Genomic DNA, 23,748 nt, shown 5'->3' with positions numbered 1-23,748 from the left:
TTATTTAGACATTTTAGTCTTTTCTTAATTTTAGAAATTATTCTGTAGCAGGATGCCATTGCTTTGCAGAAGGAAGTGGAAGAGGACGGGGGTAGAAATGCGGATTAAACCTGACGATAACTGGCGTTGGTATTACGACGAAGAGCATGACCGCATGATGCTCGATCTGGCCAATGGTATGTTATTTCGCTCACGTTTTGCCCGGCGCATGTTAACGCCTGACGCTTTCTCGCCGTCGGGATTTTGCGTCGATGACGCGGCGCTCTATTTTTCTTTTGAAGAAAAATGCCGTGATATTGAATTAAACAAAGAGCAGCGTGCCGAATTAGTATTAAATGCCTTAACCGCGATCCGTTTTCTGAAACCGCAGATGCCGAAGAGCTGGCATTTCACTACTCACCAGCAGAACTGGCAGCCGACCAGCGGCGACGCCGCCAGCGTGTGGATCAGCGATACCGGCGAGCAGGTCAATTTGCTGGTGGTCGAACCGGGTGAAAACGCCACGCTTTGCCTGCTGGCGCAACCGGGATTGACTCTGGCAGGGCGGGTGATGCAGTTAGGCGATGTGATTAAAATTATGAACGACAGACTGCAGCCGGCGCAGAGCGCGGCCAGCTACAGCCTGGGGCAGGCGGTTTAAGGCGCCAGGCGCAGCGCGGTTTTCGGTACGCAGCTGCAGCATAAAATGGTGCCATCCGCGGCGACCGCATTTTTCTTTAACGGACTCACTTCACCCTCTTCCAGGCGGATACGACAACTGCCGCAGATCCCGGCGCGGCAGGAATAAGGGATACGAATGCCCTGTTGTTCCAGTTGCTCCAGCAGTACCTGCTGGTTATTGCCGGTAAACTGTTGCCCCTGCCACTCAATCTCAACCGTCGCTTTTGGCTGCGCATCGGCCGCCAGCGTATCGTCGCTATCGCCAGCGCCATAGACTTTCGCCGGGCCGCGCGTCAGCACTTCCACCTCATCACCCACGCGGATAACGCCGCTGTTGCGGGCGATCAGATTCTGGCCAAAATCAACGTCGCCGTTATCCTGCGCGGTACGAAAACGCTTTAACGTCTCCAGCGGCTCGCCGGACGGATGCTTTTGCCCACGCTCCGGGCTGACGGTGGTGAAAATGCAGCGGCTGCAGGGTTTGGCGACGTCAAATACCACTTCGCCGATGCGAATAACTTTCCAGCTATCTTCATCCCACGCCGCGGCGCCGGTAACCACCAGATTAGGGCGAAACTGTTCTATGCTTACGCTGGCAGGGCAACGTTGCTGCAGATCGCGAAGCGAGGCTTCATTGGCGAGCAGGTAGGGATAACCATCGGCGAAGGAGAGCGGCACCGCGTCGTGGCGTTTTACTCGCCGGGTTAGCTGCGGCCCGAGCCAGCGCAGTTGGACGTCGCGGTTGAAGAAGCCGCTGAGCCACTGGTTGATGGCGGCTGGCGCGATCAAGGCGGTGAAATGGTTGCCCCACACCTCCGTCGGCTCGCCCTGGGGAGCGAAATCATCAAAGCGCACCAGCGCGCTGCTGCCATCCGGCGCGGTCAAGTGCAGGCCGTCATGAAGCGGCGAAGGCAGGAATTTCACCATCTGCGGAAACTGGCGCGCGGTAATAAACGTACCGTCGGTTTCAGTCAGCATAAAGATGCGGTCGAAGGCCATGCCGCTAATATCGGCAAAGGCATGGGTGACGCCAATTCCGCGCATGGATTTGACGGGATGAATAAAAAGTTTCGATAGCGTTACCATACGCTGCCCCTGGGTTCAAAAATAAGCCTTTAACTTTATGACATAGGGCACATATTGGCTATAATGCGCACCAATTTTCTTTAAGTAAAAGTGACGATATGAAATCTCTGTTTGCCAGCACGGCTCGTGGTCTTGAAGAGCTGTTAAAAACTGAACTGGAAGGACTTGGCGCCACGGCGTGCCAGGTCGTCCAGGGCGGGGTTCATTTTCAGGGAGATACGCGCCTGCTGTATCAAAGCCTGATGTGGAGCCGGCTGGCCTCGCGCATCATGCTGCCGCTGGGTGAGTGCAGCGTGTATAGCGATCTGGATCTCTACCTGGGGGTTCAATCGATTCCGTGGACGGAGATCTTTACCACTGACGCCACCTTCGCGGTGCATTTTAGCGGCCTCAATGAGGAAATCCGCAACAGTCAGTATGGCGCATTAAAAGTCAAAGACGCTATCGTCGATAGCTTCACGCGTAAAAATCTGCCGCGTCCGAATGTCGATCGTGAGAATCCCGATCTGCGTATCAACGTCTGGCTGAACAAAGAGACGGCGCATATTTCACTGGATCTAAGCGGCGAAGGCCTGCATCTGCGCGGCTACCGTGATGGCACCGGCATGGCGCCGATCAAAGAAAACCTAGCGGCGGCAATCGTCATGCGCTCCGGCTGGGTAGCGGGAACGCCGCTGCTCGATCCGATGTGCGGTTCCGGCACGTTGCTGATTGAAGCGGCGATGCTGGCGACCGATCGTGCGCCGGGCCTGCACCGCGGCCACTGGGGCTTCGGCGGATGGGCGCAACACGATGACGCTATCTGGAAAGAGGTGAAAGCCGAGGCGCAAACGCGCGCTCGCCAGGGGCTGGCGGCTTATGAATCGCGCTTCTACGGCTCAGACGTCGACGAGCGCGTGATTGAACGCGCGCGCCGCAACGCCCGCCGCGCCGGTATTGGCGAGCTTATCAATTTCGAAGTAAAAGACGTAGCGCAGCTCAATAATCCGCTGCCGAAAGGCCCGTATGGCACCGTTATCAGTAACCCGCCGTACGGCGAGCGTCTGGAAAGCGAACCGGCGCTGATTGCCCTGCACAGCCTGCTGGGGCGGATTATGAAAAACCAGTTTGGCGGTTGGAACCTGTCGGTCTTCAGCGCCTCGCCGGAATTGCTGAGCTGCCTGCAGCTGCGTGCCGATAAACAGTTTAAAGCCAAAAACGGCCCGCTGGACTGCGTACAGAAGAACTATCATCTGGCGGAAAGCGAAGGCGGCAAGCCGGCGATGCTGGCGGAAGATTTTGCTAACCGCTTACGTAAAAACCTGAAGAAGTTTGAAAAGTGGGCGCGTCAGGAAGGCATTGAATGCTATCGCCTGTACGATGCCGATTTGCCGGAATATAACGTAGCTATCGACCGCTACGGCGAGTGGGTGGTGGTGCAGGAGTACGCGCCGCCGAAAACCGTCGATGCGCACAAAGCGCGCCAGCGTCTGTTCGATATTATCGCCGCGACTATCGCGGTGTTAGGGATTGCGCCGAATAAACTGGTGCTGAAGACCCGCGAGCGGCAGAAGGGTAAAAATCAGTACCAGAAGATGGCGGAGAAGGGCGACTTTATCGAGGTACAGGAGTATAACGCGCGTCTATGGGTTAACCTTACCGACTATCTCGACACCGGTCTGTTCCTTGACCACCGTATCGCCCGTCGTATGCTCGGCCAGATGAGCAAGGGTAAGGATTTCCTTAACCTGTTCTCCTATACCGGCAGCGCCAGCGTTCACGCCGGTCTGGGCGGCGCGCGCTCAACTACGACTGTCGATATGTCACGCACCTATCTGGAATGGGCGGAACGCAACCTGCGTCTCAATGGTTTAACCGGCCGTGCGCATCGCCTGATGCAGGCGGACGTGCTGGGTTGGCTGCGGGAAAGCACCGAGCAGTTCGATCTGATCTTTATCGATCCGCCGACCTTCTCCAACTCCAAACGAATGGAAGATGCCTTTGATGTGCAGCGCGATCATATCCGTCTGATGACCGATCTAAAACGTCTGCTGCGTAAAGGCGGCACGATTATGTTCTCGAATAACAAACGCGGTTTCCGTATGGATCATGACGGGCTGGCGGCACTTGGCCTGAAGGCGCAAGAAATTTCGCAAAAAACGCTGTCGCAGGATTTTGCCCGCAACCGTCAGATCCACAACTGCTGGCTGATTACCGCGGCCTGAAAGGAATAAAGAATGTCACTGATTAGTATGCACGGCGCCTGGCTTTCGTTCAGCGATGCACCGCTGCTGGATAATGCTGAACTGCATATCGAAGATAACGAACGCGTCTGCCTGGTAGGGCGTAACGGCGCCGGTAAATCGACCCTGATGAAAATCCTCAACCGCGAGCAGGGTCTGGACGATGGGCGTATTATTTATGAACAGGATCTGATCGTCGCGCGTCTGCAGCAGGAGCCTCCACGTAACGTCGCCGGTACGGTGTACGATTTTGTCGCGGAAGGGATCGCCGAACAGGCGGCGTACCTGAAGGCCTATCATGATGTTTCGCATCAGGTGATGACCGATCCGAGCGACAAAAATTTAAATGAACTGGCCCGCCTGCAGGAACAGCTGGATAACCTGGGGCTGTGGCAGTTAGATAGCCGTATCAACGAAGTGATCGAGCAGCTTGGCCTTAACGCCGACGCGCAGCTTGCGTCGCTGTCCGGCGGCTGGCTGCGTAAAGCGGCGCTGGGCCGCGCGCTGGTTAGCGGGCCTCGCGTACTGCTGCTGGATGAACCGACTAACCACCTCGATATCGAAACTATCGACTGGCTGGAAGGGTTCCTCAAATCTTTCAAAGGCACCATCATCTTCATTTCGCACGACCGTTCTTTTATCCGCAATATGGCAACGCGCATCGTCGATCTCGATCGCGGCAAGCTGGTGACCTATCCGGGCAATTACGATCAATATCTGCTGGATAAAGAAGAAGCGCTGCGCGTCGAAGAGTTACAGAATGCTGAATTCGACCGCAAGCTGGCGCAGGAAGAGGTGTGGATCCGTCAGGGGATTAAAGCGCGTCGTACCCGCAACGAAGGCCGCGTCCGCGCGCTGAAGGCGATGCGTCGCGAACGCGGCGAGCGCCGTGAAGTGATGGGCAGCGCGAAGATGCAGGTCGAGGAGGCTTCTCGCTCCGGCAAAATCGTCTTTGAGATGGAAAACGTCAACTATCAGGTTGACGGCAAAGTGCTGGTCAAAGATTTCTCCGCGCAAATCCAGCGTGGCGACAAGATTGCGCTGATTGGCCCGAACGGCTGCGGTAAAACCACGCTGTTGAAGCTGATGCTCGGCCAGTTGCAGGCCGATAGCGGGCGTATCCACGTCGGTACCAAGCTGGAAGTCGCCTACTTCGATCAGCACCGCGCGGAGTTGGATCCGGACCGCACGGTGATGGATAACCTTGCGGAAGGTAAACAAGAGGTGATGGTTAACGGTAAGCCGCGTCACGTGCTGGGCTATCTGCAGGACTTCCTGTTCCATCCAAAACGGGCGATGACCCCGGTACGCGCGTTGTCCGGCGGGGAGCGTAACCGTCTGCTGCTCGCGCGCTTGTTCCTGAAACCCAGTAACTTATTGATTCTTGATGAACCGACTAACGACCTTGATGTCGAAACGCTGGAACTGCTGGAAGAGCTGATCGATGGCTACCAGGGCACCGTGATGCTGGTGAGCCACGACCGTCAATTTGTTGACAACACCGTGACCGAGTGCTGGATCTTCGAGGGCGGCGGGCGTATCGGCCAATATATCGGCGGTTATCACGACGCGCGCGGACAGCAAGCGCAGTCGCTGGCGAATAAACAGCCGATTGTAAAAAAACCGGCGGAAGTCGCTCAACCGAAAGCAGAAAGTGTCAAACGCTCCGCCAGCAAACTAAGCTATAACCTGCAGCGCGAACTGGAACAGCTGCCGCAGAAGCTGGAAGATCTGGAAACTCAACTGCAGACGCTGCAGGAAAAAGTTGCCGATCCTTCTTTCTTCGGCCAGCCGCATGACCAGACCCAGCAGGTGCTGGCGCAGTTAGCGGAAGCGGAACAGGCCCTGGAAGCGGCCTTTGAACGCTGGGAATATCTCGAAGGACTCAAAAACGGCGCTTAAGCTGAGGAGTGTTCATGTGCGATCATCATCATGCTGCGCGGCACATATTGTGCCCACAATGTGATCTGCTGGTGGCTTTGCCGCCGCTGGAGCATCGCCAGAAAGCCGCATGCCCACGCTGCGGCACCACGCTCACCACATCGTGGGACGCGCCGCGGCAGCGCCCCACGGCCTATGCGCTGGTGGCGCTGTTCATGCTGCTGCTGGCGAACCTGTTTCCTTTTGTTTATATGAAAGTCGGCGGGATCAGCAGCGAAATTGAGCTGCTGGAAATCCCTAATGTGTTGTTCACCGAGGATTACGCCAGCCTCGGTACGTTCTTTTTACTCTTTGTCCAACTGGTCCCGGCGTTTTGTCTGGTAACCATCTTATTGTTGGTCAATCGCGTTCATATGCCTTCACGCTTGAAGGCGTTTCTGGCGCGGATTTTGTTTCACCTCAAAAGCTGGGGGATGGCGGAGATTTTCCTCGCCGGGGTGCTGGTTAGCTTCGTTAAACTCATGGCCTATGGTGATATCGGCGTTGGGCTGAGCTTTGTTCCCTGGTGTCTGTTCTGCCTGCTGCAATTGCGGGCGTTTCAGTGCGTCGATCGCCGCTGGCTGTGGGACGACATTGCGCCAATGCCGGTCATTAAGCAGCCGCTGCGCCCTGGCGTGCCGGGGCTTCGCCAGGGGTTACGCTCCTGCTCGTGCTGCACGGCGGTGCTGCCAGCGGATGAGAAAGAGTGTCCACGCTGTCACACCAAAGGTACCCCGCGGCGTAAAAACAGCCTGCAGTGGACGCTGGCGCTGCTGTTGACGTCATTTGTGCTCTATTTACCCGCCAATATTCTGCCGATTATGATTACCGATCTGCTGGGCGATAAAATGCCGTCGACAATCATGGCGGGCGTCGTTCTGCTGTGGAGTGAGGGCTCTTACCCGGTCGCGCTGGTTATCTTTATCGCCAGTATCATGGTGCCGACGTTAAAAATGATCGCTATCGGCTGGCTATGCTGGAGTGCGAACGGAAACGGCGCGCGTGATTCAGAGCGTATGCACCTGATTTATGAAGTGGTTGAATTTGTTGGCCGTTGGTCAATGATCGACGTTTTTGTCATCGCGGTACTCTCGGCGCTGGTGCGTATGGGAGGCTTGATGAATATCTATCCGGCGATAGGCGCGGTGATGTTCGCGCTGGTCGTTGTTATGACCATGTTCTCGGCCATGATGTTTGACCCACGTCTATTGTGGGACCGTGAACCAGATCCAAGCCATGAGGAAATGCAACAGCATGGAAAATAAGAGCGGAGAAGCGAAAGTGCAGAAGGTGAAGAACTGGTCACCGGTCTGGATCTTTCCGATTGTGACTGTGCTCATCGGCGCATGGATACTGTTTTACCACTACAGCCACCAGGGGCCGGAGGTGACGCTTATCACCACCAACGCCGAAGGCATTGAAGGGGGTAAAACGCGTATCAAGAGCCGCAGCGTTGATGTCGGGGTAGTGGAAAGCGCTATCCTGACTGATGACCTGAAACATGTAGAAATTAAAGCGCGTCTGAACTCGGGGATGCAGAAGCTGCTGCATAAAGACTCGGTGTTCTGGGTAGTAAAACCGCAGGTGGGGCGCGAGGGGATTAGCGGCCTCGGCACCTTGCTTTCCGGCGCCTATATCGAATTGCAGCCAGGTAAAGAAGGTTCTGTGGCGCTGCAGTATCCGCTGTTGGATTCGCCGCCATTGGCTTCACCGGATGCCAAAGGCATCCGTGTTCTGCTGGAAAGTAGCAAAGCCGGGCAACTCTCGCCTGGCGATCCGGTGCTGTTCCGCGGCTATCGCGTTGGTTCGGTTGAAACCAGTACCTTTGATACGCAGAAGCGCCGCATCACCTATCAGCTGTTTATCAATGCGCCGAACGACCGTCTGGTGACGACCAACGTTCGCTTCTGGAAAGATAGCGGTATCGCGGTTGACCTCACGTCCGCGGGAATGCGCGTCGAGATGGGATCGCTGTCGACGCTGTTTGGCGGCGGTGTGAGTTTTGACATTCCGGAAGGACTTGATCTCGGCGAGCCGGTGGCGAATAAAACGGAATACCACCTGTTTGACGATCAGAAGAGTATTCAGGATTCGGTGTTCACCCAACATATCGATTACGTCCTGTTCTTTAAAGATTCAGTGCGTGGTCTGCAGCCAGGGGCGCCGGTTGAATTCCGCGGTATTCGTCTTGGTACCGTCGGCAAAGTGCCGTTCTTTATCCCCGGTTTGAAACAGAGCCTGAACGATGATTATCGTATCCCGGTTGAAATACGTATCGAGCCGGAACGTCTGATCAATCAACTGGGCGGCGATCCGAACATTCGCGCGCATATTGACGATCTGATCAACCGCGGGCTTCGTGCTTCGCTGAAAACCGGCAACCTGGTCACCGGCGCGCTGTATATCGATCTCGACTTCTATCCGAAAGCGCCTCCGCGCGGCAAGATTCAGGAGTTCGGCGGCTATCCGATCATTCCAACCGTCAGCGGCGGTCTGGCGCAGATCCAGCAGCGTCTGATGGATGCGCTCGATAAGATTAACAATCTGCCGATTAACCCGCTGCTGGAGCAGGCGACCAGTACCCTGGCGCAGAGCCAGAAAACCATGCAGCGTGTCCAGACTACGCTCGACAACTTGAATAAGATCACTTCAAGCCAGTCGATGCAGCAGCTTCCAGCTGATATGCAGAGTACGTTGCGCGAGTTGAACCGCAGTATGCAGGGCTTCCAGCCAGGCTCGGCGGCCTACAATAAGATGGTTGCGGATATGCAGCGACTGGATCAGGTGCTTCGTGAACTGCAGCCGGTACTGAAAACCCTCAACGACAAGAGCAATGCGCTGGTATTTGAGGCCAAGGATAAAAAAGATCCGCAGCCGAAGGGAGCGAAATAATGAAAAAGTGGTTAGTAGCGGCAGCGGTATGCGTACTGACGGCCTGCAGCAGCGGTGGTGAGAGTAAAACTTACTATCAATTACCGGTAGCAAAGAGCGGCGCGCAAAGCGCCGTCAACCAGAGCAAGAATTTGCTGTGGGTTGAGCAGGTCAGTATCCCTGATTATCTGGCCGGGAATGGCGTGGTTTATCAGACTACCGATGTGCAGTATGTGATTGCTAATAACAATCTGTGGGCGAGCCCGCTGGACCAGCAGTTATGTACCACGCTGGTGGCGAATCTGAGCAATCAACTGCCGGGTTGGGTGGTGGCATCGCAGCCGTTAGGCAGCGAGCAGGATACGCTTAATGTCTCCGTTAGCGGCTTCCACGGCCGCTACGACGGCCGGGTCATTGTTAGCGGTGAATGGCTGCTTAAGCATCAGGGGCAGTTAATCAAGCGTCCGTTCAATATTGAACTTAAGCAACAGCAGGATGGCTATGACGCGATGGTTAAGACTCTGGCGCAGGCCTGGAGCCAGGAAGCCACCGCGATTGCGAGTGAGTTGAACCGCCTGCCATAAGTAAAATTAATAAAATTAAAGCCGCCGCGACCTGAAAAATCGCCGCGGCTTTTTTATTTGCCGCATCAGGTTGATAGTTGTGCTGGCTCACGATTTTTGTACAAATGAACTTTCATATAGCTCACAAATATGACACTGGCGTGAATTTTGCGCATTGACGCTGCCTGCGTTTCGCGGTAAAGGTTATACGTGGTTGCATATTTAGTGACCACTGTTTTCTTTTCCACCAGATCAAATAATGAGGGAAACGAGGCATGAAGAGACAAAAACGAGATCGCCTGGAACGGGCACATCAGCGTGGATATCAGGCCGGCATTACCGGCAGATCGAAAGAAATGTGTCCCTACCAGACCCTTAATCAGAGGTCCCATTGGCTAGGAGGTTGGCGAGAAGCCATGGAGGACAGGGTGCAAACTGCCTGACTGTCTCTTTAAAAAAGAAGCCTTCGCTCTGCGAAGGCTTCGCCTTTTGTACTTCAGGACCTTTTGTACTTCAGGATAAGTACGGAAGGTAAATCAGAACGCGGAAGTATCCTGGAACAGACCGACTTTCAGGTCAGTTGCAGAGTAGATCAGACGACCATCTACCAGCACTTCGCCATCCGCCAAGCCCATGATCAGGCGACGGTTTACGATGCGTTTGAAGTGGATACGATAGGTGACTTTTTTCGCCGTCGGCAGAATCTGACCGGTAAATTTCACTTCGCCTACGCCCAGCGCACGGCCTTTCCCTTCGCCGCCCAGCCAGCCCAGATAGAAGCCAACCAGTTGCCACATTGCGTCCAGACCCAGACAGCCAGGCATTACCGGGTCGCCAATGAAGTGACAACCGAAGAACCACAGGTCTGGGTTGATGTCGAGCTCAGCTTCAACGTAACCTTTGTCGTAGTTGCCGCCGGTTTCGGTCATCTTGACGACGCGGTCCATCATCAGCATGCTCGGCGCCGGCAGTTGCGGGCCTTTCGCGCCAAACAGTTCACCACGACCAGAGGCAAGAAGATCTTCTTTTGTATAGGATTCGCGTTTATCTACCATGTTTTCAGTAAGCCTTATTTTGAGTTCGGGACGCAGGATAGCTAACACGTGTAAGCTGAACAAGTCCGATCAGTTCGAATTTGATCCGCCTAACCAGCGTAGCGGCCATGGAAAACGATGGCGAGTCTCTTGTTGCATCGCCTGCGCAATCCGTTCCTGAATAGTTTGTCGTAGCGTTTGTCCTTCACCATCCCATTGCAGCTGGGTGAGAAGCGGCAGGGCTTCGGTAACGTCGTCAATGGCCCAGATAAAGAACTGTTCGTCAGCCACCGCCTGGCGAAGCTCCTGTGCCAGGCTCAGATGGCGGACGTTGGCAGACGGAATAATAACGCCTTGCTTGCCTGTTAATCCGCGCTGCTGGCAGATGGTGAAGAAACCTTCAATCTTTTCATTCAGTCCGCCGACCGGCTGGACGCGACCGAACTGATCGACCGAGCCGGTAATCGCAATACTCTGGTTGATCGGCACATTGGCCAGCGCGCTGATAAGCGCGCACAGCTCAGCCATTGAGGCGCTATCGCCATCCACTTCACTGTAGGACTGCTCGAAGGTTAGTGAAGCGCTAAATGGCAGCTGCTGTTCAAGTTCGAGCTCGGACATAATAAACGCCTGCATGATCATCATGCCTTTGGCGTGAATATTGCCGCCCAGTTCAGCTTTACGCTCAACGTCAATAAATTCGCCGTCGCCGATATGTACCACGCAGCTGATGCGCGAAGGTTCGCCAAAGGCGCGCGGGTGGCCCGGAAATTCGATTACCGACAGGGCATTGATTTGGCCAATGCATTCGCCTTCGGTATCAATCATGATCTGATCGAGAAGAATTTCATCGCGCATTCGCTCGGCAAGATAGCCTTCACGCCATTCACGGCGCTCAAGCATAGTTTGCATCTCCGCGCCGCTAATCAATTCGCCTTCGCAGAAGGCTGCCGCTTCACGCAGCTGACGGCCAATCCAGAGAGGGGAAAGCGGAAGCGTCTCCTGATCGCCGGTGTCGCGCACGCCTTCTTCAATCAGCAGCGGCCATGCGTCAGCCGCCGGCCCCGGCAGCAAAAGCTGACGAGCATGTTGCCAGACCCACTGGCACCAGAGTTTCAGGGTGTCGGCATCGGCTATCTGCAGGTTATCTTCATACTCGCTATAAATGGCCTGCGACGCGAGTTCCGGTTCCATCTCCTGAAAGTCAGCCAGCGCATCACGCTCGCCGATCAGAATGATCCTCAGGTTCAGCGGCATGGAAGGAATGCTAACGGGAAGAGGGCGGGATTCATCAATGGACAACCAGTCAAAGCGCTGACGGGTCACCATGTTCTTCAGGCGCATCCATAGCAGCGGCTGGGCCAGTAGCGCACGCAGGGAGAGCAACAGGACGCCGCCGTTCGCGCGGTGCACCAGACCAGGCTGCAGCGAAATTTCGCCGTTAAACTGGCGTACGCAACCAAAGAGCTGTTCCGCTTCAATCCAGTCGGCGGATTCAACCGGACCGTTGCTGGCAAAACTGTCTTCCGCGCTTTGTGCCGGCGACATGGTTACGTTGCCGCCGTTGACCTGATAGCGTACACCGCATAGCGCTGTCGTGGACTGCTGCAGGCTGCGCGCGGCTTCGGCTACCCAATGCAGATACTCCGGCTCTTCCGGTGCCTTTACCAGCATAAATGATGAAATGGCTGGCGTGATCAGAAGCTGTTCCAGCGCATAAAATAAACGGGGTTGTAGATCGCCGGCGAGGGATGCCTCTGTCTCGGCGAGATTGACCTGGGTAAACAGCGCCTGATAACTTTCCGTATCAGGAGCGAGGTCGTTTCGGGTAAGTTTCGTAATGGTCAAAGTCGCTGTTTTTTAGTCAGATGTAAAACGAGCGATTATACCCGATACCTCGTCTGCGCACACGGAGGATTGCGTTTATCACGCTGATAATGGAATCGTCCACTTCACGAAAGATGATTTATTCTCAGCACATCCAGAAAAAACTGATATCCTGAAATGAGTTACACGGTCACATTGAGATCGCAATGAAATATCAACAACTGGAAAACCTTGAAAGCGGCTGGAAATGGAAATATCTGGTAAAGAAGCACCGGGAAGGTGAGTTGATTACCCGCTACATTGAAGCCAGCGCTGCGCAAGCCGCGGTCGATGTCTTGCTGACGCTCGAAAATGAACCTGTTCTGGTGAATACCTGGATCGATCAGCATATGAATCCGGAGCTCGCTAACCGGATGAAGCAGACTATTCGCGCACGACGCAAGCGTCATTTTAACGCCGAGCATCAGCATACGCGGAAAAAGTCCATCGATCTGGAGTTCGTTGTCTGGCAACGCCTGGCCGGGCTTGCGCAACGGCGAGGCAAGACATTATCAGAAACCATCGTACAGCTAATTGAAGACGCCGAGCATAAAGAAAAATATGCCAGCAAGATGTCGAGCCTGAAGCACGATCTGCAGGTGCTCTTAGGAAAAGAGTAAGTAGCGGCCAACGTTGCTTGAGATTTTCCTCTGAACTCAAAATCAGGCCAAAAAAAAACCCCGCATCAGCGGGGTTTTTTATCGTAGGAAACTTAAGCCTGCGGCTGAGTTACTACGTCTTTGTAACCTTTAACTTCGATCGCTACGCGACGATCCGGAGCCAGGCAGTCGATCAGTGCAGCGCGAGCTTTCACGTTGTCACAGGTGTTGCCGGTAACCGGATCAGATTCGCCCATACCGCGAGCAGAGATCTTGTTAGCCGGGATGCCTTTAGCTACGAGGTAGTCAACAACGGACTGAGCACGTTTCTCAGACAGTTTCTGGTTGTACTGCTCGGAACCGATGCGGTCGGTGTAACCCAGAACAACTGCAGAACCGTCTTTCGGGTCCATGTTGCTCAGCTGGGTGTACAGCTGATCCAGAGCCTGCTGACCTTCTGGTTTCAGAGTTGCTTTGTTGAAGTTGAACAGTACGTCAGACTTCAGGGTGAAGGTCTTGGTGGTGACTTCCGGAGCCGGAGCTGGAGCCGGAGCTACAACCGGTGCATTGTCTTCCTGACCGAAACGGTAGGAAACACCAACGCTCAGCATGCCGTTGTCCGGACGAACGCCTACAGTGCCAGCGTCGCCGATGTTGTTAACCCACTGGTATTCCAGACGGGTAGCGATGTCACGGGTCATAGCCCACTCAACGCCGCCAGCGAATACTGGGGAAACGCCGGTGTCGTGGTTGTCGCCAGCGATGCTGTTGCTGGAGTCAGCGCGCCATACCATGCCGCCCAGACGGGTGTAGATGTCCAGATCGTCAGTGATCGGGTAACCCAGTTTAGCGGTCAGCTGAACACCCTGAGCTTTGAATGCGCCGTTAACTTTGTCGCCTTTGTAAGGCATACGGCCCAGCCAGTCGTAACCCATTTCGAAACCGAGGTACGGGTTAACCTGATAACCACCGAACGCACCAGCGCCCAGCTGGCTTTCGTGGGTCGGACCATTGTTGTTCAGGTTGCTGTTGTACCAGCCGGTGTCATGGAACTGGGACCAACCCAGTTTACCACCTGCATACCAGGTGTTATCTTTCGGAGCGGCCTGCGCTACGGTAGCGAAGCCAGCCAGTGCCACTGCAATCGCGATAGCTGTCTTTTTCATTTTTTGCGCCTCATTATCATCCAAAATTCGCCATGAAGGTACATAAGACCTCACGGTTAAATCCTTCACCGGGGGCGTGACTCGTTGTTAACTATGCTGATACATGCAGCGTAAGCCGATCACCCCTGGCGATGTAAAGTCTACAACTTAGTTAGAAACTTACAAGTGTGAACTCGGTCAGGCATATGAAAAAAAAGGGTTGTATACACAATATTTAACAAATATGGTTAATTTGTGAACGCGGTGAAAAGTCGCAAAACCGCACCACACCGGGATCTCTGTGAAATTAGCCACTTTGCGAGAATGGTTTTTGACGAGGCAAAAAAAATTCCAGGATTAATCCTAATTTCACTCAATGATATAAATTTGAGTGAATTTTTAGCCCACTTAATTGTCTCCCAGGCTGGCTTGTATTTCTCACCGGGCGCATGATAAAGCCCATCGCATGACCTTCTTCTGCGGCGAGCGCCAGACGTTCATGTTCTTGTTCAGTAAGTTCATCCGTCAGCCAGCCAATAACCACGCTATAATTCCCGGTACGTAAAGCGCGAATCATCGATTCCAGAGTATTGCAGGGCGACATCTGGTTAATCTGCATCACTTTTGAAAGCGGAAGGCCGGACGACTGTACCCATTCTTTACTCAGCTTTTGCTGCGGGGTGAGCCACAGTTGCCAGCGCGACTGCTGGCCAAGCTGCTGTAATAAAGGTAGCAGTAAAAGCTGCGTCATCATGGGTTGATCTTCGCGATAGACGATTTCACTAATCAGCCCAGTGGCTGAATGTTCGACGACGCTGTGCGAAGGGCGACGTACTGAAGCCGAAGTCAGTGGTGAACGATTTGCGTGAGCTGAAGTAAACATAGTCTATCTCGCCTGTGGGTTACTGTATGCATATACAGTATATCTGCCAGGGGGCGTCGTCAACCTCATTTTCCCATTTTTGCATATATTTTATGCACTCTACCCGGCTATGAATTATCGCTGCGGCGACTTATTTATATGAATTCACTGTCTCTATGCTGAACCCGCAGGCGACATTTTCCTCCGTTAATCTTTACTTCACGGCTACCGGGCGTGTCGTCAATGGGGCCGATATGCTGTTCATCAATTAACATTGCTTAAGTATTCAGCGAGTCTCTGTAACACAATTTGCAGAATAACTTTTTCCTGAAAGCGCCTCGCAAAACAGCGAGCTGATTGAGATGAAGCCAAAATTCATCTTGCTGCACAAAACGAACTCACTTATTTTCTTCAATAACGGATCCGTTAATAAAATTACTTTTATGTGCATGATTACCAAAGGAATGATCATGAAGAAAATTTCAAAATTACGGTTCCTCCAGTTTCAGGAGTGCCTTTCCCCCTTAGGTAAAATCAGTAGCCGGCCTTTATTCGGCGGGTATAGTCTGGCGATTGAAAATACCGTATTCGCCATGGTGGCTGAGGGCGAAATCTATCTTAGGGTTTGCGAACAAAGCGCCTCTTATCGGGTTGAACATCACAGCCCGATGCTGATGATGCGCAAGAATGGCCGGCCAGTGGCCTTAAAGTATTACCGGATAGATGAAGCACTATGGCAGGACAGTAAAATGCTGTTTCACCTATCGCAGCTGTCATTGCATTCGGCGCGAAGCGAAAAGCAGCATCAGCGTGATGCCGGCAGACTAAAGAATTTGCCTAATATCAGCTTCCATATGGAGTTGATGTTGATCCATGCCGGAATAACCGATGTGAAAATGCTGCGTACACTCGGGGCGGAAAAGAGCTGGTTAAAATTGAGAGAGCATAATAAAGGAATATCAATCAATGTCCTTGAGTCCCTGGCGGGCGCGATTGCCGGCATTCATTCCGCCGCGCTCCCGGCGCAGCGGCGCCAGGAGCTACGGGAGTGGGCTAATACACAAGGATACAGCGTGGAGGATTATTCCGGTTGACCAGCAATCCGGCGCTGCAGACGACATATTTCCGGCAGCAGTGCGAGCAGTAGCCCAATCTGCTGCAGGACCAATGGTTCTTTACTGTCGGCTCGCGGCTCCAGATGTTGAATTCGCGATTGCAGGTTGCTGAGCGCCTGCTGAACACGCTGTTCGTCTGCGGGAGAATGATGCAGCGCATCATCGACGTAGCAGACGGCATCATCGAGTAACGCCAGTATTTCCGGAGTCGTCAGTTTTTCCCTGTGCGCCCCCAACGCGGAAATATAGCTGGTAAAGGTATGGTTAAGACACAACAGGCGGAATGCCGTTTCACGCATCGTGGTGTCGGCTTTAGGCTCTGTGGATAAATTTGATACCACTGATGCCAGTTCGCTATCCCGGTTATGTGCGTTACGCCGGGCAACGCGATACTCAAGACGGTTATCGCGCCCCTGATGATACTGCTCGAGAATAGCGTCAAGATAACGGCAGTTAGCGTTGATGGCCTGATCCAGTACGCGAGGTAAGTTACGGAAGTTCCAGTCAGGCCAGATAAAGGTCACTGCCGCCCAGGCGATGGCGCAGCCGATCAGCGTATCAAGGATACGCGGTAAAGCGACTTCGAATCCTTCACCTAACAGGTTAAAGCACAGCAGTACCAGCAGCGTGATAAACATAGTGGCGTGCGCATACTGCACGTTGCGAAAAGCGAAAAACAGCACGCCGGTTAGTACAATGAGCAGCAGCTGGCCTTCAACCGAGGGAACCAGCAGCAGCACCGGTAGGCCGATCGCGACGCCAATCAATGTACCGATGATCCTTAACGCCAGACGATGCCGGGTCGCGTTATAGTTCGGCTGACAAACAAACAGGCTGGTAAGCAGAATCCAGTAACCGTGGTTGAGGCCGGTAAACTGAATGAACGCATAGCCCGCGCACAGCACCAGTGACATTCGCACCGCGTGGCGGAAAAGCGCCGATTCCGGCGTCATATTGCTGCGCAGTCGTAACCAGATATCGCTAAACCCGCTAGGGCGATCGTCGGCAAGCAGATTTTCGGGATGGTTGCTGGCCAGCACGCTGGTCTGCACCGATTCGATAGTTGCCAATTGCGCATCAATAGCGCGTAGGTTATTGAGCAGAAAACCCAGCGCTTTGACCTGATCTTGCGGCGCGCCGCTGGCGCGGACGCGATCCAGCGCCGCGTCCAGATGCATAAAGGCGCGTTCAAAGTGCGCATCATGCTGATACGGGATGCGTAAGAGAATGGCGCGGGAAAGTTTTTGACAGGCCTGCGCCTGCATTGACAACATCCGTTGGAAACGGAACATCACATCGCTGTAGCGGAAATGGTCGCGAAGCGTCTGATACTGAATATGTGATGAGCTGGCACGCTCATGAATGTCCTGGGCGACGAAATAATACTGAAGGGTGCGACGAGTGCCGCGTTGCCCGCGGTCGCCGCGCAGGCGTGTCAGTAAAGACGCTTTCGTCTGGTTAAGCATCGCAACCAGCTTGCCGTTAGCGAGCGCCAGATCGTACAACGGGGCCTGACTTTCATCTTCGATATCCGGATCGAACAGTCGGGATTTAAGTTCAAGGTATTGGGCCAGCTGTTCATAGCTGCGCGCAAGATTATCCTGCAGTGGGCGGATGGGAAAAATAAGATGTCCTGCGAGCGTCAATACGTTGTACCAGATGGCGCCAGCCAGCAAAAAGAGCGGCTGCAGGTACCAACTGTTATACAGAGTGACCCCTAACATGGTGTAGATAGCGATCAGTAAGGCGCCGAAAGCAATGGTGGCATAGCGTTGACCCAGCCCGCCGAGCAGGATAAAACCCGTCGTGGACAGGGTTAACCCAATAGCAAACAGCCACGGCCATGGAAACAGTAACTCCACCGACGCGGAGGCAATAAAGAAGCAGACCAGCGTAATAGCGAGATTACGTAACCGCCCGGTAAGGCGATCGTCGAGGTCGGTCAACGCCGCGGCAACCACCCCAAGCGTTAACGGGATGGTGAGTTTGACTTCGCCAATCCACCACGGCGCAACCGTGGTGCCACAAAGCGCAATAAATATCCTGGCGTTATATAGCCAGGCGCTATTCCATGTATAACGGCGGAGCAGGGGGCTTAACATAACAGTGTTCCGTACAATTACTGAAAGCGACGGCGGGCGTTGGCTTCGCGCGCGGCGCGAGCCGTTTCAACGGAGACCACGCGGCGTCCTACCGGCCAAAGTGCAATGGCGGCAATTTTAAAATTGGCGATCCCCACGGGGATACCAATGATGGTCAGGCACTGCGCAATACCGCTGAAAATATGCATCAGGCACAGCCACCAACCGAAGAACATGAACCACAAAATATTCAAAATAGTGCCGCCCGCGTTCAGTAAACTGTTTTTTGCTTCAGGTTCCAGTTCATCAACATGAATTGCTTCATTACCGTAGGGGAACAGCGATAGTCTGGTGATTTCCCAACATGAACGCGTCAGCGGTAACGTGAAGATCAAAATAATACTGACCAGCGTCGCCAGTAGCCAACCGAGCGTGGTGGCGAAACCGCCAAGAACAAAGTTCAAAATATTCAGAATGGTACGCATAAACCCTCTGGTTAACCCTGTGGATAATAAGACCCGGCAATTGTAACGTTTTTTTGCGCTGGAGCACCTGCTCGCGGGCGGTTAAACTTAAAAACATTCAAACTGATTGAAATTTGGCGATATATGGAACTTAAAGCGACAACATTGGGCAAACGCATGGCACAGCATCCTTATGATCGGGTGCAGTTGCTTAATGCCGGGGTCAAAGTCTCAGGCGATCGTCATGAGTATCTTATACCTTTCAATCAGTTATTGTCAGTTCAATGTAAGCGTGGCCTTGTGTGGGGCGAGCTGGAGTTCGTGCTGCCGGAAAGCAAAGTTGTGCGTTTGCATGGTACCGAATGGACTGAGACGCAGCATTTCTTTCATCATCTCAATAATCTCTGGCAGCAGTGGAGCGCGGAGATGAGCGAAATCGCCGCGGACTTGCTGCGCCAGCAGTTAAGTGAAATTGAACGAGCCAGCGCCGAAGGTAAGTGGTTGACGCGCCAGCAGGTCGCGGACGTGCAGGATAAAATCCGCCGGGCTTTAACCGGGTTACCTTTCCCTGAGAGCCGTCTGGATGAATTCGATAATTGCCGCGAACTGTGGCGCCAGTGTCAATGTTGGCTTAGCGATATCGACGAGGCTCGCCTGGCGCATAATCAAGCCTATACCGAAGCTATGCTGGAACAGTATCGCGGTTTCTTCGATAAGATTGAGTCTTCGCCGCTCAACCCGGCGCAGGCGCGGGCGGTGGTTAACGGCGAGCGTTCGCTGCTGGTTCTTGCTGGCGCCGGTAGCGGCAAAACGTCGGTACTGGTCGCTCGTGCCGGGTGGTTATTAAATCGCGGCGAAGCAGCGGCGGATCAGATCCTCCTACTGGCCTTTGGCCGTCAGGCGGCTCAGGAAATGGATGAACGTATTCAGGAGCGGTTGGGAACTGACGAGATTGCCGCGCGAACTTTCCATTCACTGGCGTTACATATTATTCAGCAGGGCAGCAAGAAAGTGCCGGCGATCAGTAAGCTGGAAAACGATACAGCCGCCCGGCAAAAGCTATTGTTGAAGGCCTGGCAGCAGCAGTGTCAGGAGAAAAAAGCGCAGGCCAAAGGCTGGCGTCAGTGGCTGGTGGATGAGATGGAGTGGCAGATTGACGAAGGCGATTTCTGGCAGGATCGCGCGCTGCTGCGCCGCCTGGCCGGCCGCCTTGACCGCTGGGTTAGTTTAATGCGCATGCACGGCGGCTCGCAGGCGGAGATGATCGCCAGCGCCCCTGAAGAAGTCCGCGATCTTTTTAATAAGCGTGTGAAACTGATGGCCCCGCTGCTGAAAGCCTGGAAAGCAGCGTTGAAAGAGGAAAATGCCGTTGATTTCTCCGGGCTTATACACCAGGCGGTTAACATACTGGATAAAGGCCGTTTTGTGAGCCCCTGGAAACATATTCTGGTGGATGAATTTCAGGATATCTCTCCACAGCGCGCTGAATTGCTGGCGGCGTTGCGCCGGCAAAATAAACAGACCTCGTTATTTGCGGTGGGTGACGACTGGCAGGCGATTTATCGCTTCAGCGGCGCGCAGCTCTCTTTAACCACGGCATTTAACCACTACTTTGGTGAAGGGGACTGTTGTGCGCTGGATACCACCTATCGATTTAACGGTCGTATCGGCGAGATTGCCAACGGTTTTATTCAGCTAAACCCGCATCAACTGGCTAAACCGCTGAATAGCCTCACGGCTGGCGATAAGAAAGCGGTGACCCTGCTGCCTGACGATAAACTCGACGATCTGCTCGACAAGTTGAGCGGCTACGTTAAACCCGAACAGCGAATTTTGCTGCTGGCGCGCTATCACCATCTGAAGCCCGCCGCGCTGGAAAAGGCCGCAACGCGTTGGCCGCATCTACAGCTAGATTTTATGACAATTCACGCCAGCAAAGGCCAGCAGGCTGACTTTGTTATTGTGTTGGGCCTGCAGGAGGGGGATGACGCCTTCCCGGCGCCGGCAAGAGAGTCGGTAATGGAACAAGCGTTGTTGCCACAGCCGGAAGATTTCCCGGATGCTGAAGAGCGTCGGCTACTGTATGTGGCGATAACCCGCGCTCGCCTGCGGGTCTGGCTGCTGTTCAATAAAGAACGGCCTTCGTCATTTGTTGAGATACTGCAGGAACTGGGCGTGCCGGTAGCGCGAAAGCCCTGATCGTCGGCGGCCATCAGGCCGCCGTGGGGATTACTTCAGGCGCTCGGCAAGGTAGCGTTGGTAATCAGGGATTAAAATTTCAATCGGTTGATTAAAGTCCGGCGACTGGATAATAAAGTCAGCGGTGGCGGCATTCGTGGCTACCGGGATATTCCACACCGTCGCCAGACGCAGGAGCGCTTTGACGTCAGGATCGTGAGGTACCGCATTGAGCGGATCCCAGAAGAAGATCAGTACATCAATTTTCCCTTCCGAAATCAGCGCGCCCACCTGCTGGTCGCCGCCCATCGGTCCGCTCAGCATCGCTTTCACTTCCAGCCCGGTGGCGCGTGAGACCAGGTTGCCGGTGGTCCCGGTTGCATAGAGCTGGTGCTGAGCCAGTAGCGCCTGGTGACGTTCGACCCATTTCATCAGCAGATCTTTGCAGTGATCGTGTGCTACCAGCGCGATATGTTTGCGTGCGGGTAAGGTGCGTGTTGTCAGTTCCATAATTGGGTTCCACTTATATTAACCTGCAGACAGAGTACTGGAAGTGACTGATGCTGCAAGCGTCGGAAAGAAAAATTTTGCCGTATCTGTGAGTTAGGCTTGATGGCTGGTTTACATGGATTAGCTTACACTAGGGCTAAAGCGCAGGAGGATTATGATGAAAGAGAACGATATTGCTAGCATTCTGACCACCACCCGGACGATTGCGCTGGTAGGCGCCAGCGACAAACCCGATCGCCCGAGCTATCGGGTAATGAAATATCTGCTGGAACAGGGCTACCACGTCATTCCGGTTTCACCAAAGGTAGCGGGTAAAACGCTGCTCGGTCAACAGGGCTATGCCACTCTGGCGGAGGTACCGGAAAAAGTCGATATGGTCGATGTGTTCCGCAACTCTGAAGCGGCGTGGGGGGTGGCGCAAGAGGCGGTTGCCATTGGTGCGAAGACGTTGTGGATGCAGCTTGGCGTTATTAATGAGCAGGCAGCGGTTATGGCACGTGAAGCTGGACTTAATGTGGTTATGGACCGTTGCCCGGCCATTGAAATTCCCCGACTAGGGTTAGCGAAGTAAAGTAAAACCCCGCATTTGCGCTGAGGGCTCCCCACAAACTCAGCGCTAATAAACCAGTAGCATATTCTGGTAGGTTCTGGCGGGGTGATTAAGAACAGTGCTTAGCACTGTTCCCTTTAAAACTAGCGGAGAATGTCTCAGCATATTCTCCGCTAATGTCAGATACGAAATAACTCTTCTCGACTTCAGACTGTTCGCCTGATATCTAAGATGAAATCCTTTTTTTTCAGCATGATAACCCAACGGCCACATCACTATAGTCATCAGACTTGCAGCAGACTCAGTGTCAGCAGACGACCCGCTGAATGGCTGTGACTGTTCCTCAGACCAAACTCAAAGCGTTCACTTTTTTCATCGCGGAAATTCTGCTCTATCTGCATTCTTCAGCTGTATAGCTTCATGATTTTTCTGGTTTCAAATTCATTCGTACTACTGAAGATTGAGCCATTACTGGGGATTCCTCAGCACATTTGCGGGTTTTTTATGGACTTAATTTGCAAACAAGGATGTTATTACTTATTTAGATGAGCGAAACGTTTCGTCAATAAAGTTGTAATCTAATAAATGTTAATTACCCACAATATAACTGATGTTTATTTATTTTTGGTGGGCAGTAATAGAATGAAGAAAATATTAAAAAAGACTCCGAAAATCGTTTTTTTAATTGCCGCGGAAAAGTTACGGTGTTTATTTTGTGTTGTTTGTAAATTTTAATAATTAAAAATAATTTATCTTTTTATCATTAAAATAGATGATGTCCGTCACGGATTTTATTGATATGACGCGAACTTGATACAAAAAGAAATGAAGAAACCAGGAAGTATAATTTTTATTACCATAGATTTCAGTTATGAGTTGGAAAGCTGGCATGAAAAATAATCTCATGTCAAAATGTGTTTTTTCATTATTTTGTTAATTTAATCATGATGTTGTGACTATTTCAGTATGTTTCGTTTTTATTTTGTAACATCCTTGCGAGGTCGGAGGTTCTGGTATATCTAATAAGATGCATAATTAAGAATTATCCCATACCTCTGACTGCGTCTTCATCTCAAGGGTGCTTCCTGATGAAAAATATAAATGTGACAGCAAAAGATACTGGTGTGAAATACACCGTTGATGGCAATCAAGTTAGCTTAAACACGCAGTCAGTGGTGGTATTGCATATTAAGCGTGAGGATATTAGTTCCTATGCCAGGCAAGGTAATGATCTTGTTCTGAAAATAAATGACGGTAGCACCGTTACATTAAAAAACTTTTTTGTTAATGATGCTAATGGACATCATAGCGATTTAGTGTTGCAGGATGATGACACTGGCGCGTTGTGGTGGCTTGAGGGAGCCGGAACCGGCGATGCGCATTATTCTCTCATCAGTGATATTTCAGGACTTTTAGCCGCTGGAAGCTCCGGCGGCAGTATCGCGCCATGGGTAATGGCGGGTGCGGCTTTGCTGGGTATAGGGGCGATGTTTGCGGGGGCTTCCGATAAAGATCATTCCTCGCATTCTTCGAATGATGATACTGACTCTGATGCGGACAGTGATTCGGATTCGGATAGTGATGCAGATGCAGATAGTGACGCAGATGCAGATAGTGACGCAGATGCTGATAGTGATTCGGATGCAGGGCCTGGAGTCGACCCTCTCTCCGCCGCTAAAAACATTACGGTGACAGACGATGTTGCTCTACATACCGGGAGTATATCTAACGGCGGCTTGACCAATGATGCCACTCCGACAATAAGCGGAACCGCGCAGGCTGGTACGACAGTGACCATATACGATGGCACGACTGTAGTGGGTAAGGTAGTCGTTGGTGCTGACGGGAAGTGGAGTTTTACGCTCCCAACACTAAGTGATGGTGAACATTCGCTTAGCACCACCGTATCTGATACGGAAGGTCACACCAGCGGCCACTCGCCGGATTTTGTGCTCACGGTGGACACCACCGTGGCGCCGGTCAGCGATCTGCAGGTGACGGATGATGTGGCGCAGCACACCG

20 protein-coding genes and 1 pseudogene are annotated in these 23,748 nt (G+C 53.0%); 12 read left to right on the top strand and 9 right to left on the bottom strand.

What is annotated here, in order from left to right:
• The first annotated feature begins 97 nt into the window (after positions 1-97).
• Positions 98-640: a cell division protein ZapC gene (gene zapC / locus ABLU86_RS10410; protein WP_048230745.1), complete on the top strand. Its 543-nt coding sequence runs from the start codon at positions 98-100 to the stop codon at positions 638-640.
• Here zapC and ABLU86_RS10405 read toward each other — a convergent pair.
• Positions 637-1,746, bottom strand: a complete 1,110-nt coding sequence (locus tag ABLU86_RS10405) for a YcbX family protein (RefSeq protein ID WP_020079246.1) — start codon at positions 1,744-1,746, stop codon at positions 637-639. The two genes, zapC and ABLU86_RS10405, sit on opposite strands and share 4 nt — an antisense overlap.
• Positions 1,747-1,844: 98 nt before the next feature.
• Here ABLU86_RS10405 and rlmKL point away from each other — a divergent pair, with 98 nt between their 5' ends.
• From rlmKL to rmf, 6 genes are all read left to right on the top strand, one after another.
• Positions 1,845-3,950 (top strand): bifunctional 23S rRNA (guanine(2069)-N(7))-methyltransferase RlmK/23S rRNA (guanine(2445)-N(2))-methyltransferase RlmL, encoded by a 2,106-nt coding sequence (gene rlmKL / locus ABLU86_RS10400; protein WP_020079245.1) that lies wholly within the window; start codon positions 1,845-1,847, stop codon positions 3,948-3,950.
• A gap of 12 nt (positions 3,951-3,962) precedes the next feature.
• Complete coding sequence (locus tag ABLU86_RS10395; protein ID WP_348796115.1) at positions 3,963-5,870, top strand: ABC transporter ATP-binding protein; 1,908 nt, start codon at positions 3,963-3,965, stop codon at positions 5,868-5,870.
• 14 nt (positions 5,871-5,884) lie between these two features.
• Positions 5,885-7,153 (top strand): membrane integrity-associated transporter subunit PqiA, encoded by a 1,269-nt coding sequence (pqiA, locus tag ABLU86_RS10390; protein ID WP_032714173.1) that lies wholly within the window; start codon positions 5,885-5,887, stop codon positions 7,151-7,153.
• Positions 7,143-8,780 (top strand): intermembrane transport protein PqiB, encoded by a 1,638-nt coding sequence (gene pqiB / locus ABLU86_RS10385; RefSeq protein WP_348796114.1) that lies wholly within the window; start codon positions 7,143-7,145, stop codon positions 8,778-8,780. The genes pqiA and pqiB overlap by 11 nt, the downstream gene beginning before the upstream one ends.
• Positions 8,780-9,343 (top strand): membrane integrity-associated transporter subunit PqiC, encoded by a 564-nt coding sequence (pqiC, locus tag ABLU86_RS10380; RefSeq protein WP_348796113.1) that lies wholly within the window; start codon positions 8,780-8,782, stop codon positions 9,341-9,343. Before pqiB ends, pqiC begins: the two co-directional genes overlap by 1 nt.
• Before the next feature lie 254 nt (positions 9,344-9,597).
• A complete protein-coding gene (rmf, locus tag ABLU86_RS10375; protein WP_015704906.1) occupies positions 9,598-9,765 on the top strand; it encodes a ribosome modulation factor in 168 nt (55 codons plus the stop codon).
• A gap of 93 nt (positions 9,766-9,858) precedes the next feature.
• On the opposite strand, the gene fabA is transcribed toward rmf, so the two are convergent.
• Positions 9,859-10,377, bottom strand: a complete 519-nt coding sequence (gene fabA, locus ABLU86_RS10370) for a bifunctional 3-hydroxydecanoyl-ACP dehydratase/trans-2-decenoyl-ACP isomerase (RefSeq protein ID WP_015704907.1) — start codon at positions 10,375-10,377, stop codon at positions 9,859-9,861.
• Between the two features lie 69 nt (positions 10,378-10,446).
• A complete protein-coding gene (locus ABLU86_RS10365) occupies positions 10,447-12,204 on the bottom strand; it encodes a Lon protease family protein (RefSeq protein ID WP_046883504.1) in 1,758 nt (585 codons plus the stop codon).
• 185 nt (positions 12,205-12,389) lie between these two features.
• Between ABLU86_RS10365 and matP the strand changes: the two genes are divergently transcribed.
• Entirely contained in the window at positions 12,390-12,842 is a 453-nt protein-coding gene (gene matP / locus ABLU86_RS10360) for a macrodomain Ter protein MatP (RefSeq protein WP_015367432.1), read from the top strand.
• A 92-nt stretch (positions 12,843-12,934) separates the two neighbouring features.
• On the opposite strand, the gene ompA is transcribed toward matP, so the two are convergent.
• Positions 12,935-13,987, bottom strand: a complete 1,053-nt coding sequence (gene ompA, locus ABLU86_RS10355; RefSeq protein WP_080473199.1) for a porin OmpA — start codon at positions 13,985-13,987, stop codon at positions 12,935-12,937.
• 352 nt (positions 13,988-14,339) lie between these two features.
• Positions 14,340-14,849, bottom strand: coding sequence for an SOS-induced cell division inhibitor SulA (gene sulA / locus ABLU86_RS10350; RefSeq protein WP_020079240.1), 510 nt, complete (start codon positions 14,847-14,849; stop codon positions 14,340-14,342).
• Between the two features lie 449 nt (positions 14,850-15,298).
• Between sulA and ABLU86_RS10345 the strand changes: the two genes are divergently transcribed.
• Positions 15,299-15,922 carry a TfoX/Sxy family DNA transformation protein gene (locus ABLU86_RS10345; RefSeq protein WP_046883543.1) on the top strand — a complete coding sequence of 208 codons (624 nt, stop codon included), beginning with the start codon at positions 15,299-15,301 and terminating at the stop codon, positions 15,920-15,922.
• Here ABLU86_RS10345 and yccS read toward each other — a convergent pair.
• Complete coding sequence (gene yccS / locus ABLU86_RS10340; protein ID WP_020079239.1) at positions 15,910-18,045, bottom strand: YccS family putative transporter; 2,136 nt, start codon at positions 18,043-18,045, stop codon at positions 15,910-15,912. The genes ABLU86_RS10345 and yccS overlap by 13 nt on opposite strands.
• Before the next feature lie 17 nt (positions 18,046-18,062).
• Positions 18,063-18,509, bottom strand: a complete 447-nt coding sequence (locus ABLU86_RS10335; protein ID WP_020079238.1) for a YccF domain-containing protein — start codon at positions 18,507-18,509, stop codon at positions 18,063-18,065.
• 123 nt (positions 18,510-18,632) lie between these two features.
• On the opposite strand from ABLU86_RS10335, the gene helD reads away from it, so the two are divergent.
• Complete coding sequence (helD, locus tag ABLU86_RS10330; protein ID WP_046883503.1) at positions 18,633-20,687, top strand: DNA helicase IV; 2,055 nt, start codon at positions 18,633-18,635, stop codon at positions 20,685-20,687.
• Between the two features lie 30 nt (positions 20,688-20,717).
• On the opposite strand, the gene mgsA is transcribed toward helD, so the two are convergent.
• Positions 20,718-21,176, bottom strand: coding sequence for a methylglyoxal synthase (gene mgsA, locus ABLU86_RS10325; RefSeq protein WP_015367424.1), 459 nt, complete (start codon positions 21,174-21,176; stop codon positions 20,718-20,720).
• A gap of 157 nt (positions 21,177-21,333) precedes the next feature.
• Here mgsA and ABLU86_RS10320 point away from each other — a divergent pair, with 157 nt between their 5' ends.
• A complete protein-coding gene (locus ABLU86_RS10320) occupies positions 21,334-21,747 on the top strand; it encodes a CoA-binding protein (RefSeq protein ID WP_015704912.1) in 414 nt (137 codons plus the stop codon).
• 45 nt (positions 21,748-21,792) lie between these two features.
• Here ABLU86_RS10320 and ABLU86_RS10315 read toward each other — a convergent pair.
• Positions 21,793-22,187 (bottom strand): annotated as a pseudogene (locus tag ABLU86_RS10315) (IS4/IS5 family transposase); the annotation flags it as partial.
• A gap of 627 nt (positions 22,188-22,814) precedes the next feature.
• Here ABLU86_RS10315 and ABLU86_RS10310 point away from each other — a divergent pair.
• The coding region (locus ABLU86_RS10310) for a BapA prefix-like domain-containing protein (RefSeq protein ID WP_348816937.1) at positions 22,815-23,748 on the top strand (934 nt) is incomplete at its 3' end.

The organism is Klebsiella sp. JN_Kp121 (assembly GCF_040062145.1).
Lineage (GTDB): Bacteria > Pseudomonadota > Gammaproteobacteria > Enterobacterales > Enterobacteriaceae > Klebsiella > Klebsiella aerogenes.
Note: the sequence above shows the minus strand (reverse complement) of the source record. Positions and strands in the feature narration are given on the sequence as shown.

Coding starts and splice junctions, on each gene's coding strand:
- yccS (WP_020079239.1), bottom strand. CDS start 18,045: ATGTTAAGCCCCCTGCTCCGCCGTTATACATGGAATAGCGCCTGGCTA.
- fabA (WP_015704907.1), bottom strand. CDS start 10,377: ATGGTAGATAAACGCGAATCCTATACAAAAGAAGATCTTCTTGCCTCT.
- pqiB (WP_348796114.1), top strand. CDS start 7,143: ATGGAAAATAAGAGCGGAGAAGCGAAAGTGCAGAAGGTGAAGAACTGG.
- zapC (WP_048230745.1), top strand. CDS start 98: ATGCGGATTAAACCTGACGATAACTGGCGTTGGTATTACGACGAAGAG.
- pqiA (WP_032714173.1), top strand. CDS start 5,885: ATGTGCGATCATCATCATGCTGCGCGGCACATATTGTGCCCACAATGT.
- pqiC (WP_348796113.1), top strand. CDS start 8,780: ATGAAAAAGTGGTTAGTAGCGGCAGCGGTATGCGTACTGACGGCCTGC.
- ompA (WP_080473199.1), bottom strand. CDS start 13,987: ATGAAAAAGACAGCTATCGCGATTGCAGTGGCACTGGCTGGCTTCGCT.
- sulA (WP_020079240.1), bottom strand. CDS start 14,849: ATGTTTACTTCAGCTCACGCAAATCGTTCACCACTGACTTCGGCTTCA.
- mgsA (WP_015367424.1), bottom strand. CDS start 21,176: ATGGAACTGACAACACGCACCTTACCCGCACGCAAACATATCGCGCTG.
- rmf (WP_015704906.1), top strand. CDS start 9,598: ATGAAGAGACAAAAACGAGATCGCCTGGAACGGGCACATCAGCGTGGA.
- ABLU86_RS10345 (WP_046883543.1), top strand. CDS start 15,299: ATGAAGAAAATTTCAAAATTACGGTTCCTCCAGTTTCAGGAGTGCCTT.
- helD (WP_046883503.1), top strand. CDS start 18,633: ATGGAACTTAAAGCGACAACATTGGGCAAACGCATGGCACAGCATCCT.
- ABLU86_RS10405 (WP_020079246.1), bottom strand. CDS start 1,746: ATGGTAACGCTATCGAAACTTTTTATTCATCCCGTCAAATCCATGCGC.
- ABLU86_RS10320 (WP_015704912.1), top strand. CDS start 21,334: ATGAAAGAGAACGATATTGCTAGCATTCTGACCACCACCCGGACGATT.
- ABLU86_RS10395 (WP_348796115.1), top strand. CDS start 3,963: ATGTCACTGATTAGTATGCACGGCGCCTGGCTTTCGTTCAGCGATGCA.
- ABLU86_RS10335 (WP_020079238.1), bottom strand. CDS start 18,509: ATGCGTACCATTCTGAATATTTTGAACTTTGTTCTTGGCGGTTTCGCC.
- rlmKL (WP_020079245.1), top strand. CDS start 1,845: ATGAAATCTCTGTTTGCCAGCACGGCTCGTGGTCTTGAAGAGCTGTTA.
- matP (WP_015367432.1), top strand. CDS start 12,390: ATGAAATATCAACAACTGGAAAACCTTGAAAGCGGCTGGAAATGGAAA.